This window comes from Nocardia sp. NPDC004604, from assembly GCF_040609795.1.
In the GTDB taxonomy this organism is placed as follows: Bacteria; Actinomycetota; Actinomycetes; order Mycobacteriales; family Mycobacteriaceae; genus Nocardia.
On record NZ_JBEXLC010000076.1, the window covers coordinates 1 to 15,099 of the forward strand.

The 15,099-nt window shown below is 66.5% G+C and carries 15 protein-coding genes; 11 read left to right on the forward strand and 4 right to left on the reverse strand.

Annotated features, from left to right (window positions below; translation table 11 throughout):
- Positions 1-130: 130 nt before the first annotated feature.
- Positions 131-958 carry a metalloregulator ArsR/SmtB family transcription factor gene (locus ABZW16_RS25645; protein ID WP_354958572.1) on the reverse strand — a complete coding sequence of 276 codons (828 nt, stop codon included), beginning with the start codon at positions 956-958 and terminating at the stop codon, positions 131-133.
- Between the two features lie 326 nt (positions 959-1,284).
- On the opposite strand from ABZW16_RS25645, the gene mptB reads away from it, so the two are divergent.
- The 6 genes from mptB (at position 1,285) to ABZW16_RS25675 (ending at position 8,241) form a co-directional block, all read left to right on the forward strand.
- Positions 1,285-3,030, forward strand: a complete 1,746-nt coding sequence (mptB, locus tag ABZW16_RS25650) for a polyprenol phosphomannose-dependent alpha 1,6 mannosyltransferase MptB (RefSeq protein WP_354958618.1) — start codon at positions 1,285-1,287, stop codon at positions 3,028-3,030.
- A 125-nt stretch (positions 3,031-3,155) separates the two neighbouring features.
- The gene (locus ABZW16_RS25655) at positions 3,156-4,091 is read left to right on the forward strand and encodes an ABC transporter ATP-binding protein (protein ID WP_354958573.1); all 936 of its coding nucleotides are present in this window, start codon (positions 3,156-3,158) and stop codon (positions 4,089-4,091) included.
- A complete protein-coding gene (locus ABZW16_RS25660; RefSeq protein ID WP_354958574.1) occupies positions 4,088-4,879 on the forward strand; it encodes an ABC transporter permease in 792 nt (263 codons plus the stop codon). Before ABZW16_RS25655 ends, ABZW16_RS25660 begins: the two co-directional genes overlap by 4 nt.
- A gap of 142 nt (positions 4,880-5,021) precedes the next feature.
- Positions 5,022-5,996: a heme A synthase gene (locus ABZW16_RS25665; RefSeq protein WP_354958576.1), complete on the forward strand. Its 975-nt coding sequence runs from the start codon at positions 5,022-5,024 to the stop codon at positions 5,994-5,996.
- A gap of 270 nt (positions 5,997-6,266) precedes the next feature.
- Positions 6,267-7,259 (forward strand): prolyl aminopeptidase, encoded by a 993-nt coding sequence (gene pip, locus ABZW16_RS25670; RefSeq protein ID WP_354958619.1) that lies wholly within the window; start codon positions 6,267-6,269, stop codon positions 7,257-7,259.
- 70 nt (positions 7,260-7,329) lie between these two features.
- Positions 7,330-8,241 (forward strand): 2-hydroxyacid dehydrogenase, encoded by a 912-nt coding sequence (locus ABZW16_RS25675; RefSeq protein ID WP_354958577.1) that lies wholly within the window; start codon positions 7,330-7,332, stop codon positions 8,239-8,241.
- A gap of 41 nt (positions 8,242-8,282) precedes the next feature.
- On the opposite strand, the gene ABZW16_RS25680 is transcribed toward ABZW16_RS25675, so the two are convergent.
- Positions 8,283-9,116, reverse strand: a complete 834-nt coding sequence (locus ABZW16_RS25680) for a hypothetical protein (RefSeq protein ID WP_354958578.1) — start codon at positions 9,114-9,116, stop codon at positions 8,283-8,285.
- A gap of 350 nt (positions 9,117-9,466) precedes the next feature.
- Here ABZW16_RS25680 and ABZW16_RS25685 point away from each other — a divergent pair, with 350 nt between their 5' ends.
- The 3 genes from ABZW16_RS25685 to ABZW16_RS25695 all read left to right on the forward strand — a co-directional run bounded on the left by ABZW16_RS25685 (position 9,467) and on the right by ABZW16_RS25695 (position 11,955).
- Positions 9,467-9,676, forward strand: a complete 210-nt coding sequence (locus ABZW16_RS25685) for a hypothetical protein (RefSeq protein ID WP_354958579.1) — start codon at positions 9,467-9,469, stop codon at positions 9,674-9,676.
- 9 nt (positions 9,677-9,685) lie between these two features.
- Positions 9,686-11,137, forward strand: a complete 1,452-nt coding sequence (locus ABZW16_RS25690) for an SPFH domain-containing protein (protein ID WP_354958580.1) — start codon at positions 9,686-9,688, stop codon at positions 11,135-11,137.
- Between the two features lie 143 nt (positions 11,138-11,280).
- Positions 11,281-11,955 carry a respiratory nitrate reductase subunit gamma gene (locus ABZW16_RS25695; protein WP_354958581.1) on the forward strand — a complete coding sequence of 225 codons (675 nt, stop codon included), beginning with the start codon at positions 11,281-11,283 and terminating at the stop codon, positions 11,953-11,955.
- A gap of 5 nt (positions 11,956-11,960) precedes the next feature.
- Here ABZW16_RS25695 and ABZW16_RS25700 read toward each other — a convergent pair whose 3' ends face one another.
- The gene (locus ABZW16_RS25700; protein ID WP_354958582.1) at positions 11,961-12,311 is read right to left on the reverse strand and encodes a hypothetical protein; all 351 of its coding nucleotides are present in this window, start codon (positions 12,309-12,311) and stop codon (positions 11,961-11,963) included.
- A 61-nt stretch (positions 12,312-12,372) separates the two neighbouring features.
- Between ABZW16_RS25700 and ABZW16_RS25705 the strand changes: the two genes are divergently transcribed.
- Positions 12,373-13,338 carry a quinone oxidoreductase gene (locus tag ABZW16_RS25705; RefSeq protein ID WP_354958584.1) on the forward strand — a complete coding sequence of 322 codons (966 nt, stop codon included), beginning with the start codon at positions 12,373-12,375 and terminating at the stop codon, positions 13,336-13,338.
- 81 nt (positions 13,339-13,419) lie between these two features.
- Here ABZW16_RS25705 and ABZW16_RS25710 read toward each other — a convergent pair whose 3' ends face one another.
- Positions 13,420-14,022, reverse strand: a complete 603-nt coding sequence (locus tag ABZW16_RS25710; RefSeq protein WP_354958585.1) for a TetR/AcrR family transcriptional regulator — start codon at positions 14,020-14,022, stop codon at positions 13,420-13,422.
- A gap of 86 nt (positions 14,023-14,108) precedes the next feature.
- Here ABZW16_RS25710 and ABZW16_RS25715 point away from each other — a divergent pair, with 86 nt between their 5' ends.
- Positions 14,109-15,095, forward strand: coding sequence for a zinc-binding alcohol dehydrogenase family protein (locus ABZW16_RS25715; protein WP_354958586.1), 987 nt, complete (start codon positions 14,109-14,111; stop codon positions 15,093-15,095).
- The last annotated feature ends 4 nt before the right edge of the window (positions 15,096-15,099 follow it).

Genomic DNA, 15,099 nt, shown 5'->3' on the forward strand with positions numbered 1-15,099 from the left:
ACAGCCTCGGACAGGCCTCGTTGCGCACTGGCACCGGCCTCATCCGAATCGGCCCAGCCGTAACCGTATTTGCCCAGGGAAGCGATGGTTTCTTCCTGAGTGAGCGGTTGCACCTGGTCGGTGGTCGTCGTCATTCGGCACTCCTTCCGGAGTCGTTCGTACGTACCGCTGCGGGCTGTGCAGCGGCCTTATGGGAAGCGGAAGCGTTCTCGGTATCGGTAATAGGCAGAACGAACAGCGGCACATGGGTCGTGCACGCGCAATCACCGTTGGCGATCGTCGCAAGTCGCTGTACGTGGGTGCCGAGCAGGTCCCGGAAGGCCTCGAGTTCGGCCTCGCACAGCTGTGGGAATTCCTCGGCGACGTGAGCCACCGGGCAGTGGTGCTGGCAGATCTGGACGCCAGCGCCGACCTTGCGGGTGGACGCGGCGAATCCGGCGTCGGTAAAGGCCTCCGCGATCTCCTCCGCCTTGGCGGTGGTGTTCTCCGCGGTGTGCTCGGCGACCGGTTCGATGCCCTTGACGACGGTCCTGGCCCGCCTGCGCGCGAATTCGGTGATGGCCTGCTCGCCGCCGATCTCACCGAGCTGCCGAATCGCCGCCCCGGCCAGATCGTCATAGGCATGGCCGAGCCGTCCCCGGCCGACGGCCGTGAGCTGGTATTGCTTGGCCGGACGGCCGCGGCCCTTCTGCTGCCACGGCGCCGAGCGGCTCGCCCGCGCCTGACCGGATTCGATCAGCGCGTCCAGGTGCCGACGGACACCCGCTGGCGTCAGGCCGAGCTTGGTGCCGATCGCGGTCGCGGTGATCGGCCCCTCTTCGAGCAGCAGTTGGACAACGGCGGCTCTGGTGTGTCCCTCACCGCTCGTGACCAGGGTCGCGGGCGCAGCAGAAGAGGCGGCACCGGTACGGCGACCTGTGCCTCCATCCTCGTCGTGCGGCAAACCCACGGTTTTCACAACACCAGTGTGACGGAATTATTTCCCGGAATCTAATAAGGGTGCCCTGAGTTGCCATGCCGATGACCTGCGCGGGAGCACTTCGGCGGCGGACAGGCGACTGCACCAGGTTCACCACCTGCGCCTCCCGCACCGCAGCAGACCTTCACATCCGGCAGAATTGCCAGTGCGATTTAGGACACACCTCGATGATCAAAATCCTGAGGCACTGTTCAGCGCACGGCGGTCGAGGGTGCGCCCGGGTCCGATCGTCATGAGAACGTGCTCCCCGGTCGGTTCTGCGGAGCACCGGAACTGCCGGTCGCATCGGTTACGCTGGCCGCGTGATGTCAGGCGAGCACGGCGAAGAAGGTGTCGAACGCCGGTCGGACACCTCGAGCACCCTGATTCGACTGCGCCGGACTGCACCGATCAACACCGCCATTTCGCTGGGTCGTCGCATCATCGGACTCGATGTGCCGCCGGACCACACCGTCGGCGACACATTCCACGTCAACGAACCCGAAGCCGCCGAGCTCAACCCGCAGGAGACAGCGCAACTGCGCCGGGTCCGGCTGCTCGGCGCGACCGGTTCGGTCATGATGGCCATCGGCGCCCTCGGGCTCGGCGCCCAGCCCACGCTGCAGAATCCGACCTACGGCCGGGCCATTTTGGGGCTGCCTGCGCGGGTACACAATTCCGGGCTGGCCACGACCATGGTCGGCACGGTCATCGTAATGTTGGCCTGGCTGCTACTCGGACGCTTCGCTCTGGGCCTGCAGTCCAATCGTATTCGCCGGATCAGCCGTTCGCAGTTGGACCGCACCCTGCTGCTCTGGATCATCCCACTGTCGGTCGCGCCGCCGATGTTCAGCCAGGACGTCTACTCTTACCTGGCACAGGGGGAGATCGCGGCGAACGGGCTCGACCCCTACGACGTGGGTCCGGTACAGGGCCTCGGCCAAGACCATATTCTGACTCGCAGCGTCCCGAATATCTGGCAGAATTCGCCCGCGCCATACGGACCGCTATCAATCTGGCTGGGCAAGGGCATCGCCGAAATCGTCGGCGACAATATGCTCGCGGGGGTACTGCTGCACCGGATGCTGGCGCTCATCGGTGTCGCCTGCATCGTCTGGGCATTGCCCCGACTGGCGCAGCGGTGCCGAGTATCACCCGTCGCCGCACTGTGGCTCGGCGCCGTCAATCCGCTGGTGATATTCCATCTGGTATCCGGTGTGCACAACGAGGCGATGATGCTCGGCCTGATGCTGGTCGGGTTGGAATACTGCCTGGCGGCCCTGAGCAATACCGGCCCGATGCGCGGACACACACTCGTGCTGCTCTTAGCGGGCACCACCCTGATCGCGCTGTCCACCACCGTCAAGATCCCGTCGATGCTGGCGCTGGCGTTCGTGTGGATGGCATTGAGCCGAAAATGGGGCGGCGATATGCGCGCCGTACTCAGTTCGGCACTGCTGCTCGGCTGCGTCACCGGCGCCGCCATGCTCGCGGTCTGTCTCGGCAGCGGTCTCGGATTCGGGTGGATAGACACCCTGACCATGGCCAACTCGGTGCGCAGTTGGATGTCGCTGCCCACCGCACTCGGCGTCGCCACCGGATTCGGGGGCGTCCTGCTGGGATTGGGCGACCACACCACCGCCCTGCTGAGCATTACCCGCCCGATCGCGGCGGCCGCGGCAACACTGGTCGTGGTGCGGCTGATGGTGGCCACGTGGCGCGGTCGGCTGCATCCGGTCGGTGCACTGGGTGTCGCCTTCGGCGCGGTTGTCCTGCTGTTTCCGGTAGTGCAGCCCTGGTATCTGCTCTGGGGCATCGTCCCGCTGGCGGCCTGGGCCAGCCGACCCGCCTTCCGGGTTCCGGCGACGATCGCCTCGGCGGCGATCAGCGTCATGCTCATGCCGTCGGGTAGCGAAATCCCCCCGTTCGTCCTTATCTATGCGGCCTGCATCACGGTCCTCACGTGTGCGTTGATGATTCTGGCAACCCGCAAGTCACTGCCATGGCGGATGCACCAGCCCGGCACCGACTCCGCGGCCGCCGCGGCCGGTCCTGCCGGACCACCGAGCTGACTTGGCAGGGGTGTCGTCCCGGTCACATCCGTCGACCGCTTACGGTGTGACACCGTGAGGGAGCGAAGCGAGCGCACAATGGGCACAGCACCCTTGGACGCGACGGAGCCGAGCACCGAGGCGCGATGGTGACCGCAGCCTCGGGACCAGCCGTCTGTATCGACGGCGTCGTCAAGCGATACGGCGAGACCACCGCGGTCGACGGGATCAGCTTCGAAGTCGAACGGGCGCAGGTGCTGGCCCTGCTCGGGCCGAATGGGGCGGGCAAGACCACGACCGTGGAAATGTGCGAGGGATTCCACGCTCCGGATGCGGGTTCGGTCCGGGTGCTCGGACTCGATCCGATCGCCGACTCCGACCGGCTGCGCCCGCGCATCGGCGTCATGCTGCAGGGCGGCGGCGCGTACCCGGGCGCGCGGGCGGGCGAGATGCTCGATCTGGTCGCCGCCTACTCGGCGGATCCGCTCGATCCGGACTGGTTGCTGAAAACCCTTGGCCTGCAGGACAACCGGCGCACCCCCTACCGTCGCCTCTCCGGCGGTCAGCAGCAGCGGCTGGCCTTGGCCTGCGCGCTGGTCGGGAAGCCAGAGATCGTCTTCCTCGACGAGCCGACCGCGGGCCTGGACGCCCAGGCCCGGCTGATCGTCTGGGAGCTCATCGACGCGCTGCGCCGCGACGGAGTGAGCGTACTGCTCACCACACACATGATGGACGAGGCCGAGCAGCTCGCCGACCAGCTGGTGATCATCGATCACGGGCAGATCGTCGCCTCCGGAACACCCGCCGAGGTGACCGCACACGGCGCGGCCGGGCAGCTGCGCTTCACCGCCCCACCTAAACTCGATCTGCGGCTGCTGAAAACCGCACTGCCAGAAGGCTTCTCCCCGCGCGAGACGACGCCGGGATCGTATCTGGTCGAGGGCGAGATCAACCCGCAGGTGCTGGCGACGGTGACCGCATGGTGCGCACAGCAGAATGTGCTGGCCACCGATATCCGGATCGATCAGCGCCGCCTCGAGGAAGTCTTCCTGGAACTGACCGGACGGGACCTACGCGGATGAACCAGCCAGATCGCGTCGAGAACCGCTTCGCACCGGGTACCTTCACCCCCGATCCGCGCCCGAGCAGCCGCATCGCGATGATGACCGCACAGACCCGGCTCGAGCTGATCCTGTTGCTGCGCAATGGCGAACAGCTGCTGCTGACCATGTTCATACCGATCACCCTGCTGGTCGGGCTCAGCCTGTTGCCCTTCGGCGACCTCGGTACCGACCGGGTCGACAAGATCGTGCCCGCGGTAATGATGGTTGCGGTCATGTCGACCGCCTTCACCGGACAGGCCATCGCGGTCGGATTCGACCGGCGATACGGCGCGCTCAAGCGCCTCGGGGCCACCCCGCTCCCCCGCTGGGGCATCGTGGCGGGCAAGAGCGCCGCGGTCCTGATCGTCGTAGTGCTGCAGGCAATCCTGTTGGGCGCCATCGGATTCGCGCTCGGTTGGCGGCCCGACCTCGCCGGGCTCGGGCTCGGCGCGCTGGTGATCGCGCTCGGCACCGCCACCTTCGCGGCAATGGGGCTGCTGCTCGGCGGCACGCTCAAGGCGGAGATCGTGCTGGCGCTGGCGAATATCCTGTGGTTCGCCATGCTCGGCATTGCGAGCGTGGTGTTCGCATCCGAGGATCTGCCATCGGCGGTGAATGTGCTTGTGCGGCTGGTGCCCTCGGGGGCGCTGGCGGTCACCCTCGAAGACGCCATGCGCAGCAGCGTGGACTGGTTCGGTATCGCGGTGCTCGCCGCGTGGGGCGCGATCAGCGGCTTCCTCGCTACGCGTTTCTTCCGTTTCGACTGAGGTCGGACCCGGCCGCGCGTTCGAGTCGAATCCGGCGATCGGCTTTCCTCGAAAGTGCAGGCCCAACGCAGTTCGGGCTCGCAACGACGATATGTAGTAGACCGCCTGCAGGCGGTCCAACCGGCCCGGCTACCATCATTGCGTGCTGTATCGCGCATTTCTGCGACTCGTCGATCTGCTCCCGCTGCCCTCGTTGCGGGTGCAGCGATTGATCGCCGTTGCGGTCATCGTCTCCCAGGCCGGGATCGCCGTCACCGGCGCGATCGTGCGCGTCACCGCGTCCGGACTCGGCTGTCCGACCTGGCCGCAGTGCTTCCCCGGCAGCTTCACCCCGACCGGCGTCGCCGAGGTTCCGGTACTGCACCAGACCGTCGAGTTCAGCAATCGCATGCTGAGCTTCGCGGTGACCCTGTGCGCGGCACTCATCGTGCTCGCCGTCACCCGGGCCCGGCGCCGCCGCGAGGTGCTGGTGTACGCGTGGCTCATGCCCGGCGGCACCGTGCTGCAGGCGGTCATCGGCGGTATCACCGTCCGCTCCGGACTGCTGTGGTGGACGGTCTCGGTGCATCTGCTGGCGTCGATGCTGATGGTGTGGGTCTCGGTCGTCATGTTCGCGAAGGTCAGCGAGCCCGATGACGGCATCGAGGTGACCCAGGCACCCACACCGCTGCGCTGGCTCACCGGACTGAGCGGTATCGCACTCGCCGCCGTCCTCATCGCGGGCACGCTGGTCACCGGCGCGGGACCGCATGCGGGCGATAAGAGCATCGAGCGCCCCGTCGAGCGCCTCCAGGTCGAGATCGTTACCCTGGTCCACCTGCACTCACAACTGCTGGTCGGCTATCTCGCGCTGCTCATCGGCCTGACCTTCGGCCTCTTCGCGGTCGGCATCACCCCCGCCGTGCGCACCCGCCTGTTAGTACTGCTCGGTCTGGTTTGTGCACAGTCCCTGGTCGGTGTCGTGCAGTACTTCACCGACGTACCGGCCGCCTTGGTCGCCACCCACGTCGGCGGCGCGGCCGCCTGCACCGCCGCCACCGCAGCACTGTGGGCGTCATTGCGCACTCGCGAACACATCTCGGCACCGGTCCCGAACCCAGCCGAACAGTCGGCGTAGTCGGTACGAACCCGCAGCCCTGTATCGCGCCGAACTCCCATCGACACAGGGATGCGAAACCCGGCGCGCCCTCGTCTCCATGACCGCTGCTGGCGCACCGGGTGGTGGCTGGATGCATACGTATCACGTTGCGCAAAGGCGAGCAGTGGATCCCATTCGACAGGCAAGCTGGCATTGAGCCACAGATTGCCGAGGGCATCCGGAGTGGCGAAGCCGTCGTCGATGACAGGAGCGGACATGAGCGCAGCCGGGTCGGATACCGCAGCGGTGATGAATCCAGCAGGGGCGGGTACCCGAGCGGCCACGCTCTTTCCCGAAATCGAGCCGTATGAGCACGGACTCCTCGACGTGGGCGATGGGAACCAGATCTATTGGGAGACCAGCGGGAACCCGAAAGGCAAACCCGCGCTCGTAGTGCACGGCGGCCCGGGCGGCGGTGGGCGACGCGGACCGCGAAAGTTGTTCGACCCCAGCGTGTATCGGATCGCATTGTTCGATCAACGCGGATGCGGGGAGAGTGTGCCACACGCCTCCGATCCCGCTGTGGATATGGCGCACAACACCACTGCGCATTTGATCGCGGATATGGAGCGGCTGCGCGAACATCTCGGCATCGATCGGTGGCTACTGTACGGCGGATCATGGGGATCCACCCTGATCCTGGCGTACGCGCAGCGTTATCCGGAACGGGTCAGTGCGGTCGTGCTCGTCGGCGTCACGATGACTCGACCAGAAGAGATCGATTGGCTGTATCACGGTGTCGCACGGTTATTACCCGGCCCATGGGAGACGTTTCGGGATGGAGTGCCCACCGCCGAACGCGACGGGAATCTGGTCGCAGCGTACAACCGGCTCATGAACAGCCCGGACGCCGCGGTCCGCGCCAAGGCCGCGCGGGACTGGTGCGCCTGGGAGGATGCGGTCATCGCGCATGAAAACCTCGGCACTCCTGGGCAATACAGCGCCAACGCCGACGATGCGATGCTGGCGTTTGTGCGGATCTGTACGCACTACTTCACCAACGCCGCGTGGCTCGATGACGGCGTCCTGCTGCGCGAGGCGCACAAGCTCGCAGAAATCCCGGCCGTGCTGATTCACGGCCGCCTCGACCTGTCCGGACCCCTCTATTCAGCGTGGCAATTGGCGCGGGCATGGCCGAGCTCTGAGCTGCGCGTGATCGATGACTCCGGCCATACCGGCAGTCCCGCCATGGGCCGCGCGATCCTGGAGACACTGGCCCGCTTCGGCGGAGCCGGAGGTTGACATCACGGAAAAGATCCGATGATCGGATGCAATCGCGCCCGGAACGGCGGGCGCGGTTAGTCTGGCAGACATGCCGGTCACCGTCCTTGTGCCAGATGATTACGGAGTCGGCGTGCTGGCCCGGCTCGATGGGATTCACCCCGTGCGGTACACGCCGGGTGAACCATTGCCCGCCGCAGCGGAATTGGCGGAGGTGCTGGTTCCGGCGTTTCTGACCGGGCCCGAATCGATCGATCCGGCCGGACTGCCGAAGCTGCGACTGGTGCAGATGCTCACGGCCGGGACCGAACGGTGGATCGGTCGGCTGCCCGACGGGGTCATGCTGTCGAATGCCCGCGGCGCACATGGTGGCAGTTCCGCCGAATGGGTTGTCGCGGCACTGCTGACGATCTATCGCGACCTGGTCGAATTCGCCGATGCCCGACGGCAGCGCCACTGGCACTACCATCAGACCGACACCCTGGCCGGCAAGCGAATTCTCGGCATCGGCGCGGGTGATCTCGCTATCGAATTGCGCCGCAGGCTGGAGGCTTTCGATGCGACCTTGACGCTGGTCGGCACGACGGCCAGAGACGGGGTGCACGGCGTCGACGAACTACCGGAACTGCTCGGCGATTACGACGCCGTCGTACTGATGGTTCCGGTGACCGACCAGACCATCGGCATGGTCGACGCGCAATTCCTCGCCGCGATGGCCGATGGCGCGATATTGGTGAACGTCGCGCGGGGCCCCATAGTGCAGACCCGAGCACTACTCGCCGAACTCCGGTCAGGGCGGCTACGCGCCGCCTTGGACGTCACCGACCCGGAGCCGCTGCCATCCGATCACCCGTTGTGGACAGCGCCCGGTCTACTGCTGACGCCGCACGTCGCGGGTAGCAGCAGGGGCAGTCTCGAACGTGCATACGCCGTCGTCGCTGCGGAAATCACCCGATACGCGGCCGGGGAACCTCCGAAGAACCTTGTGCGCGGGGACTACTGACAGGCTGGAACACGGTCAGCGCCGATGGGTCGCCGGACAGATCACGGCCGCGGCCGAGTAACCCGCGCAAGCGTCCTGATCAGCGCATCCGATGCCAGCTGCGCGCGCTGGATGCGAAATCCCGCGTAGCACGGGTCTCCGTTCTCGACGAGACCGACGATCATCGGCTCGTCCAGATGCTCCGCGGCGAAGGCGTATACACGCTCCAGCTTGGGGACGATCAGTCCGTAGTCCAGCGCCCGCGCGACACGGCCCTCCAGCGCGAGTACCGCGTCGACCGACAATTCCGTCAGCGGATACACCTCGGGAAATACATTGCGCAGGTCGAGGAACAGGCGAACCGAGCTGCGCCGCGGATCGGCCGACCAGCCGCCGAGGCGGCCGAACCGGCCCAGCGCCAGCGTCGGCCGCGCCACCAGCACATGGGTGAACAGCACCCGCATGAGCGTCACATTGATCATCAGTCGCTCGGCGGGCAGCTCGGCCTCGGCCAACTCCTGATGCGCCAAATAGCCGGAGACAATGCTGCGGTTGTGCGCCCGGTACCACGCCGCGGGAGAAGGCGCGATGAGGAATTCGAGCCAGAGCCGGGCACCAGGTGTCGACGCGTCGCGGACACCGTCCCGATGGAGCAGGGCGGCCTCTAGTTTGTCGTGCAGCAGACGGTCGTTGATGGCGCGCCACCATGGGCTGCCGGTCTCCGGATCGAGTACGCCGCGCGCGAGTTCCCAACGCAGGAACGCGATTTCGGCGCGACCGTAGCCGCGCAGCTCCGGTGGATAGCAGCTCTCGGCCAGCGCGACACGCTGGTGTGCGTCGGTGTGCGCGGCGCCGACCCGCCGAGCCGCCAGCTCACTCGCCTTATCCGCGTTCATCGTCACCTACTCTACGAGCCGAACACGAGACCAGGCACCCATCACCATTCCGATGTCGCTCGTTTGATGACCCATTGATGTTTCGATGGACGGCTGTCCACCGTCGGCCTATCAAGATCATAGGGATGCCAAGGCGACATCGCCCGAAAGCGGCCCGCCAGCAGTTCGACCTGATCTTGGTCCCCCGCCTCGCACGGCCGGATGAACCCGGGAAATTCAGTTCGTGCGAATTAGCGTCAAGGGCGCGAGACTGGAAGGCATAAGGGATTTGTAAAGATCGCTTGCGCGAACGGCTCGCTCATTTCGCGAGGTCTACCGTGGAGTGGTCGAACCGCGGCAGGGAGGTGTCGGTGGCGACAGACGTGATCGGCAAGATCGCCCGGGTGACCGCGACGATCAAGCCGGACCATCTCGGCGAGGTTTTGATCGAGGTGCGGGCGGGGACAGAACGTTTCCTCGCGCGTCCTGCCGACGGCGAGACAACCATTCCGAGGCATACCCAGGTGCTCGTGGTCGGGAGCCTGGGTGGGCGAACAGTTGAAGTCACTCCCTTGAAATGAAGGTTCATCATGGACGTCCTGCTAGTGGTCGTCGTCGGCATCGCCGTTGTGGTGCTGTTCCTTGCCGCCATCCTGTTCCGGCTCTCCTGGCGAGTCGCCGAACCCGATGAGGCGCTGATCATTTCCGGTTTCCGCGCGGGCGAAGGACAGGCCTTCGGCGAGAGCATGGGGTTCCGGATCGTCACCGGACGCGGCAGTCTGGTCGCACCCGGATTGACCAAGGTGCGCCGAATCTCATTGGAGGCGCACGAAAGTCAGATCACCGTGCCCTGTGTGAGTCAGCAGAAGATCAGTCTGCAACTGGCGGGTGTGGTGGTCTACAAGGTCGGTGACGACTACCGGTCCATCGCGAATGCGGCCCGCCGCTTCCTGGACCGACCGGCCGAAGAGCTGGAAACCAAGGTGCAAAACGTCTTCGTCGGCCATCTGCGCGCGATCGCGGGCTCGATGACGGTCGAGGATATGATCAGCGATCAGGACAAATTCTCCGAGCAGGTCCGCGATCGCTGCTCCCAGGAGATGGAATCGTTCGGGCTGGTCATCGACAGCTTTCAGATCCAGTCCATCTCCAGCGGTTCGAATTACATTGCCAACCTTGCGATTCCGCATCAGGCGGCGGTGGAACAGAAGGCGCGCATCGCCCGCGCCAATGCCGAGCGCGAGGCCATCGAACAGGAACAGGCCGCACAGGCGCAGATCGCACTCGCGGTGCGCGACACCCAGATCAAGAAGGCCGGATATCAGGCCGAGGTCGACAGCGCGAGTCAGGAGGCCGCCCAGCAGGGTCCGCTCGCCGATGCCACCGCCCGGCAGGCCGTCGTCGAAATGGCAACGCGGGTAGCGCAACTCGAGGCGCAGCAGAAGGAACAGCAGCTGCAGGTCGAGATCCGCAAGCCCGCCGACGCCGAGGCCTATCGCCAGACCACCCTGGCAACCGCGGGCCGCGATGCCCGGATCAGCCAGGCCGAGGCCGACGCCCAGGAGACCCGCCTGCGCGCGGAAGCCGCTGCGGCACAGACGAAGATGCAGGCGCTGGCCGAGGCCGATGCGATCAAACTGCGCGCCGCAGCGCAGGCGGAAGCCACCCGGCTCACCGGTCAGGCCGAAGCCGACGCCATCAAGGCAAGGGGTCTGGCCGAGGCCGATGCGGTACGTGCGCATATGGCCGCCGAAGCGGCGGGTATCCAGCAGCGCGCCGCGGCGATGAGCCAGAACCAGGAGGCCGTCATCGCGCAGCAGATCGCCGAGAAACTTCCCCAGATCGTCGCCGCTGCGGCGGCCCCGTTCGAACATGTCGACCAATTCACGGTGCTCAACGGTGCGCAGGGCGTGACATCGGCGCTCGCCGAGATCATCCAGCAGGCCGGTGCGCTCACCTCGATCGCACGCGAATCCCTGCTTCCCGCAATGAATCTCAGCACGAAGGGACAGCAGAACGGCGAGGTCGAACTCCAGAAGTAGCGGTGCGTCAGCGGCGAGCCCCCGACGACTCGCCGCTGACCTGCGACGTACCTTCCGGTAAGGGCCGTTGGTCCCTTGTTCGGCATCGGCGGCTCTGCGAATCTGATATGTCCGATCGTCGGTAAGCGGAAAGCGAACTCGCCGTGACATCGCTGTTATGGATCGCGCTGCCCTACGGCGCGTTCATATCGTTCATCCTGGGGCACGTGTGGCGCTACCGGCGCGATGGCTTTCGCAGCTACACCAGCGACCCGGAGGTGGACCGCGAACAGCGCTTCGGGACGACCGCGTTCCGGTACGGGGTATGCCTCATCGTCATCGCACGCGTCGGCAATATGCTCACCGCGCAACCGCACGCCCACCCGGCCGGTGCGATCCATGTCGTCATCACGATCGTGCTGCTCGTCGGCGGAGCGGCGGCGGCGATCGGCGCAGTGCTGCTGTTCCTGCCCGACCTGATCGCGGGCCCGGCGCACCCCCTGATCACCCCGCTCGATCGCATCACCTTCCCGGCGTTGGCCGCCGCACTGCTGTCCGGGGTGCTCATCGATTTCGATCCGGCATCGACGCGCGAATATCGAACCGGTGAAACACTTTTCGCCTGGTTCCGCTCGCTGTTCACGATCAGTCCGCATCCCGAGGCCATGCAGCACGCCCCGCTCATCCACCAGGGGCGCGGCCTGATCCTGCTGCTGATCATCGGGATCTGGCCCTACACCCGGCTCGCGGGCATCTTCGCGGGCCCGGTCGCGCGGCTGGCCCTGCGCGTACTCCCGCGCCGAGCCGGTGGATTAGAGAGCGCGAGCGCGGGAGCGTAAACGGCTCAGTGCTCGTTGCGCGCCTTCGGAAAACGGGTCTGGCGGGCGACCCAACCGGCCATCTTGGCCCAGTGCCCGGTGCGCGGAGTGACGATCGAGGTCAGCTCGCGGTCCCATTCGTCGGCCTCGGTGAGTCCGTTGACGGTGGCCACCAGCTCCTTGGCCGTCGCCAGGTCCGCGACCATGCGGTCACCGAGAATGCCGTCGGAGCCGACCAGCGTGACGCGCACGCCGAGGCGGCCGATGGGCTGCAGGACGGCGGTGGCGGAGCCGCCGTGCTCGGCGACGAATCCCTTGACCGAATCCACGACGGAACCCGATAGTTTCTCTGGGGCCAAGGCGACATCAGAACTCATGGCGGTTAGTTTACTGGCCGGTACGTTCGGGGCCACCCCGCGTGGGTGTAGAACAGATCTCATGCATGCCATTCAGGTTTCCGAACATGGCGGTCCCGAAGTCCTGAACTATGTCGAGGTGCCGGATCCGCAGATCGGTCCGGATCAGCTGCTCGTCGATACCGAAGCGATCGGCATCAACTTCATCGACACCTACATCCGCACCGGCCGCTACCCGCAGGCAGTTCCCTATGTCCCCGGTGCCGAAGGCACCGGTGTGGTGGCCGAGATCGGCGCGAATGTGACCGAATTCGCCGTCGGCGATCGGGTTGCCTGGGCCGCGGCGCCCGGCAGTTACGCCCAGCGGGTCGCGGTACCGGCCGCGGTCGCGATCAAGGTGCCCGATGGTGTCGACGCCCCGGTTGCCGCCTCGGCGCTGCTGCAGGGTATGACCGCGCACTACCTCCTCGAATCGATCTACAAGCCCGAACCCGGCGAAACCGTGCTCGTGCACGCGGGTGCGGGCGGTGTCGGCCTGCTGCTCACCCAGCTCGCCGCCGCGCGCGGCGTCCGGGTGATCACCACCGTCTCCTCGGACGCGAAGGAAAAACTGTCGCGCGAAGCGGGCGCCGCCGAGGTGCTGCGCTACACCGACGACCTCGCCGAGCGGGTCCGCGCGCTGACCGATGGCGTCGGTGTCGCCGCGGCATACGACGGTGTCGGCGCGGCCACCTTCGAAGCCAGCCTCGCAGCACTGCGCATCCGCGGCATGCTCGCCCTCTTCGGCGCAGCCAGCGGCCCGGTGCCGCCGTTCGACCTGCAGCGCCTGAGCCCCGCGGGCTCACTGTTCGTCACCCGCCCGACGCTGGCGCACTACACCCGCGATCGCACCGAATTACTCTGGCGCGCAACCGATATTCTCACCGCCATCGCCAATGGCACGCTGCATGTCCGGATCGGCGCGACCTACCCGCTGGCCGAAGCCGCACAGGCGCACCGCGATCTCGAGGGTCGCAAGACCACCGGGTCCATCGTCCTGCTGCCCTGACCCGTGCCCAACGGCCGCGCACCGGCGTGGCCGTTGGGCCGGAATCCATTGCCTGTCAGCATTATCCGGGCCACCGACGGATCAGTAGTCCTGTCCCGTCAGCCCGCGGTAGATGAACCGCGTCAGCGCCTCGATCGCCTGCTCATCGGTCAATTGGACGGTCCCGTCCTCGACCGCCGTCAGCATGCCCTGAGCCACCTGGAACATCATCGCCAGGCTGGCATCGACAGTGCTAGGAAGCCGTAATCCCTTGTCGGCCAGACCATCCAGATGGTCGGCGATATCCGCGCGCTGCTCGACACCGAACTGTCCGATGACGCGCGCGAAATCCGCGCTGACGATCGCCGCCTGACTCATCGCGCGCAGCACGGCGGCGTGCTCCCGCGAGAAGGTCCAGTACCCGGCGATGTGGTACCGCACTGCCGCCGGATCACTGAAATCGGGATTGTGCTCGGGCTGCTCCGCGCGCTCATCCCCCGCCGAGGCCAGATCGTTCAATAGCGCCTGGAGTAGCTCCTCCTTACTCGCGAAGTGGTTGTAGAACGACCCTGCCGCCCGCCCCGCCGCCGCGGTGATATCGGTGATCTTGGTGTTCAAGTAGCCGCGTTCGGCGAATACCCGCCGCGCCGCCTCCTTCAGTGCCTGTTCGGTCTCTGCGGACCTCTCCCGGCGACTCGACGTCACTCGCACCCACCTCCTTGACAAGAAAACCTATCAACCTCCATACTGAATTCAGATTCAGTGAATTTCAATTCAGAATGGTGGAGATCATGAAGGCAGCAGTCCTGCGCAGCGCTGGCGAGGGTCCCGCGTACGCCGACTTCGACGAACCGCAGGTGACCGACGGGCGGGAACTCGTCGACCTGGTCGCGGCCGGAATTCATCCGATCGTGCGCTCGCTGGCGGCCGGTACGCATTACGGCAGCACCGACGCCTACCCGCTGATCCCGGGCATCGACGGCGTCGCCCGCACCGCCGACGGCGCGCTCGTCTACACCGGCTTCCTGCAGGCTCCCTACGGCACGCTGGCCGAGCGCCTGGCGGTGCCATCGCGGATGCGGATTCCGCTTCCGGCCGACGCCGATCCCGCGCGCATCGCCGGTGGTCTCAACCCCGGGCTCTCCTCCTGGCTGATCCTGCGCGAGCGGCGCGACGCATTGCGCGCCTCGGGCGGCGAGAAATCGCTCGGCACCGTGCTGATCCTCGGCGCCACCGGGGCCGCGGGTCTGCTGGCCGTGCAGAACGCCTTTCTGGTCGGCGCGGATCGGGTGATCGCGGCGGGACGCAATCCGGAAGCACTCGAGCGCGCGGCCGGATACGGCGCGATCACGGTCACCCTCCAGGACAACAGGGACGCCACCACTGCGGCACTGGCCGAGGCGATCGGCTCCGAGGCACCGAGTCTCGTTCTCGACTATGTCTGGGGTGCACCGGCCGAAGCCGCTTTCGCGGCGCTGGGACGCCAGGGCATGACCGAGGACGGCGCGGATATCTCCTATGTCCAGATCGGTGCCATGGCGGGCGCGGAGGCGGCGGTCCCGGCCGCGCTGCTGCGCAGCCGTCGCATCACCATCTCCGGCAGTGGCGCCGGATCCGCTTCGGTGCAGTCGATCCTGGCCGCGATTCCGGAGTACATGCAGTTCATTGCCGACGGCCGGGTCGAGATCGCCGTGCAGGAGTTCCCGCTGTCGAAGATCGAGGACGCGTGGGCGGCGGCACAGTTCGGCGCCGCTCGGGTCGTGGTGGTCCCGAACTAGTCCG

Excerpts from the sequence above, each read along its gene's own strand:
- pip (WP_354958619.1), top strand. The coding sequence starts at position 6,267 with ATGAATCCAGCAGGGGCGGGTACCCGAGCGGCCACGCTCTTTCCCGAA.
- ABZW16_RS25675 (WP_354958577.1), top strand. The coding sequence starts at position 7,330 with ATGCCGGTCACCGTCCTTGTGCCAGATGATTACGGAGTCGGCGTGCTG.
- mptB (WP_354958618.1), top strand. The coding sequence starts at position 1,285 with ATGTCAGGCGAGCACGGCGAAGAAGGTGTCGAACGCCGGTCGGACACC.
- ABZW16_RS25715 (WP_354958586.1), top strand. The coding sequence starts at position 14,109 with ATGAAGGCAGCAGTCCTGCGCAGCGCTGGCGAGGGTCCCGCGTACGCC.
- ABZW16_RS25655 (WP_354958573.1), top strand. The coding sequence starts at position 3,156 with ATGGTGACCGCAGCCTCGGGACCAGCCGTCTGTATCGACGGCGTCGTC.
- ABZW16_RS25680 (WP_354958578.1), bottom strand. The coding sequence starts at position 9,116 with ATGAACGCGGATAAGGCGAGTGAGCTGGCGGCTCGGCGGGTCGGCGCC.
- ABZW16_RS25705 (WP_354958584.1), top strand. The coding sequence starts at position 12,373 with ATGCATGCCATTCAGGTTTCCGAACATGGCGGTCCCGAAGTCCTGAAC.
- ABZW16_RS25690 (WP_354958580.1), top strand. The coding sequence starts at position 9,686 with ATGGACGTCCTGCTAGTGGTCGTCGTCGGCATCGCCGTTGTGGTGCTG.
- ABZW16_RS25660 (WP_354958574.1), top strand. The coding sequence starts at position 4,088 with ATGAACCAGCCAGATCGCGTCGAGAACCGCTTCGCACCGGGTACCTTC.
- ABZW16_RS25700 (WP_354958582.1), bottom strand. The coding sequence starts at position 12,311 with ATGAGTTCTGATGTCGCCTTGGCCCCAGAGAAACTATCGGGTTCCGTC.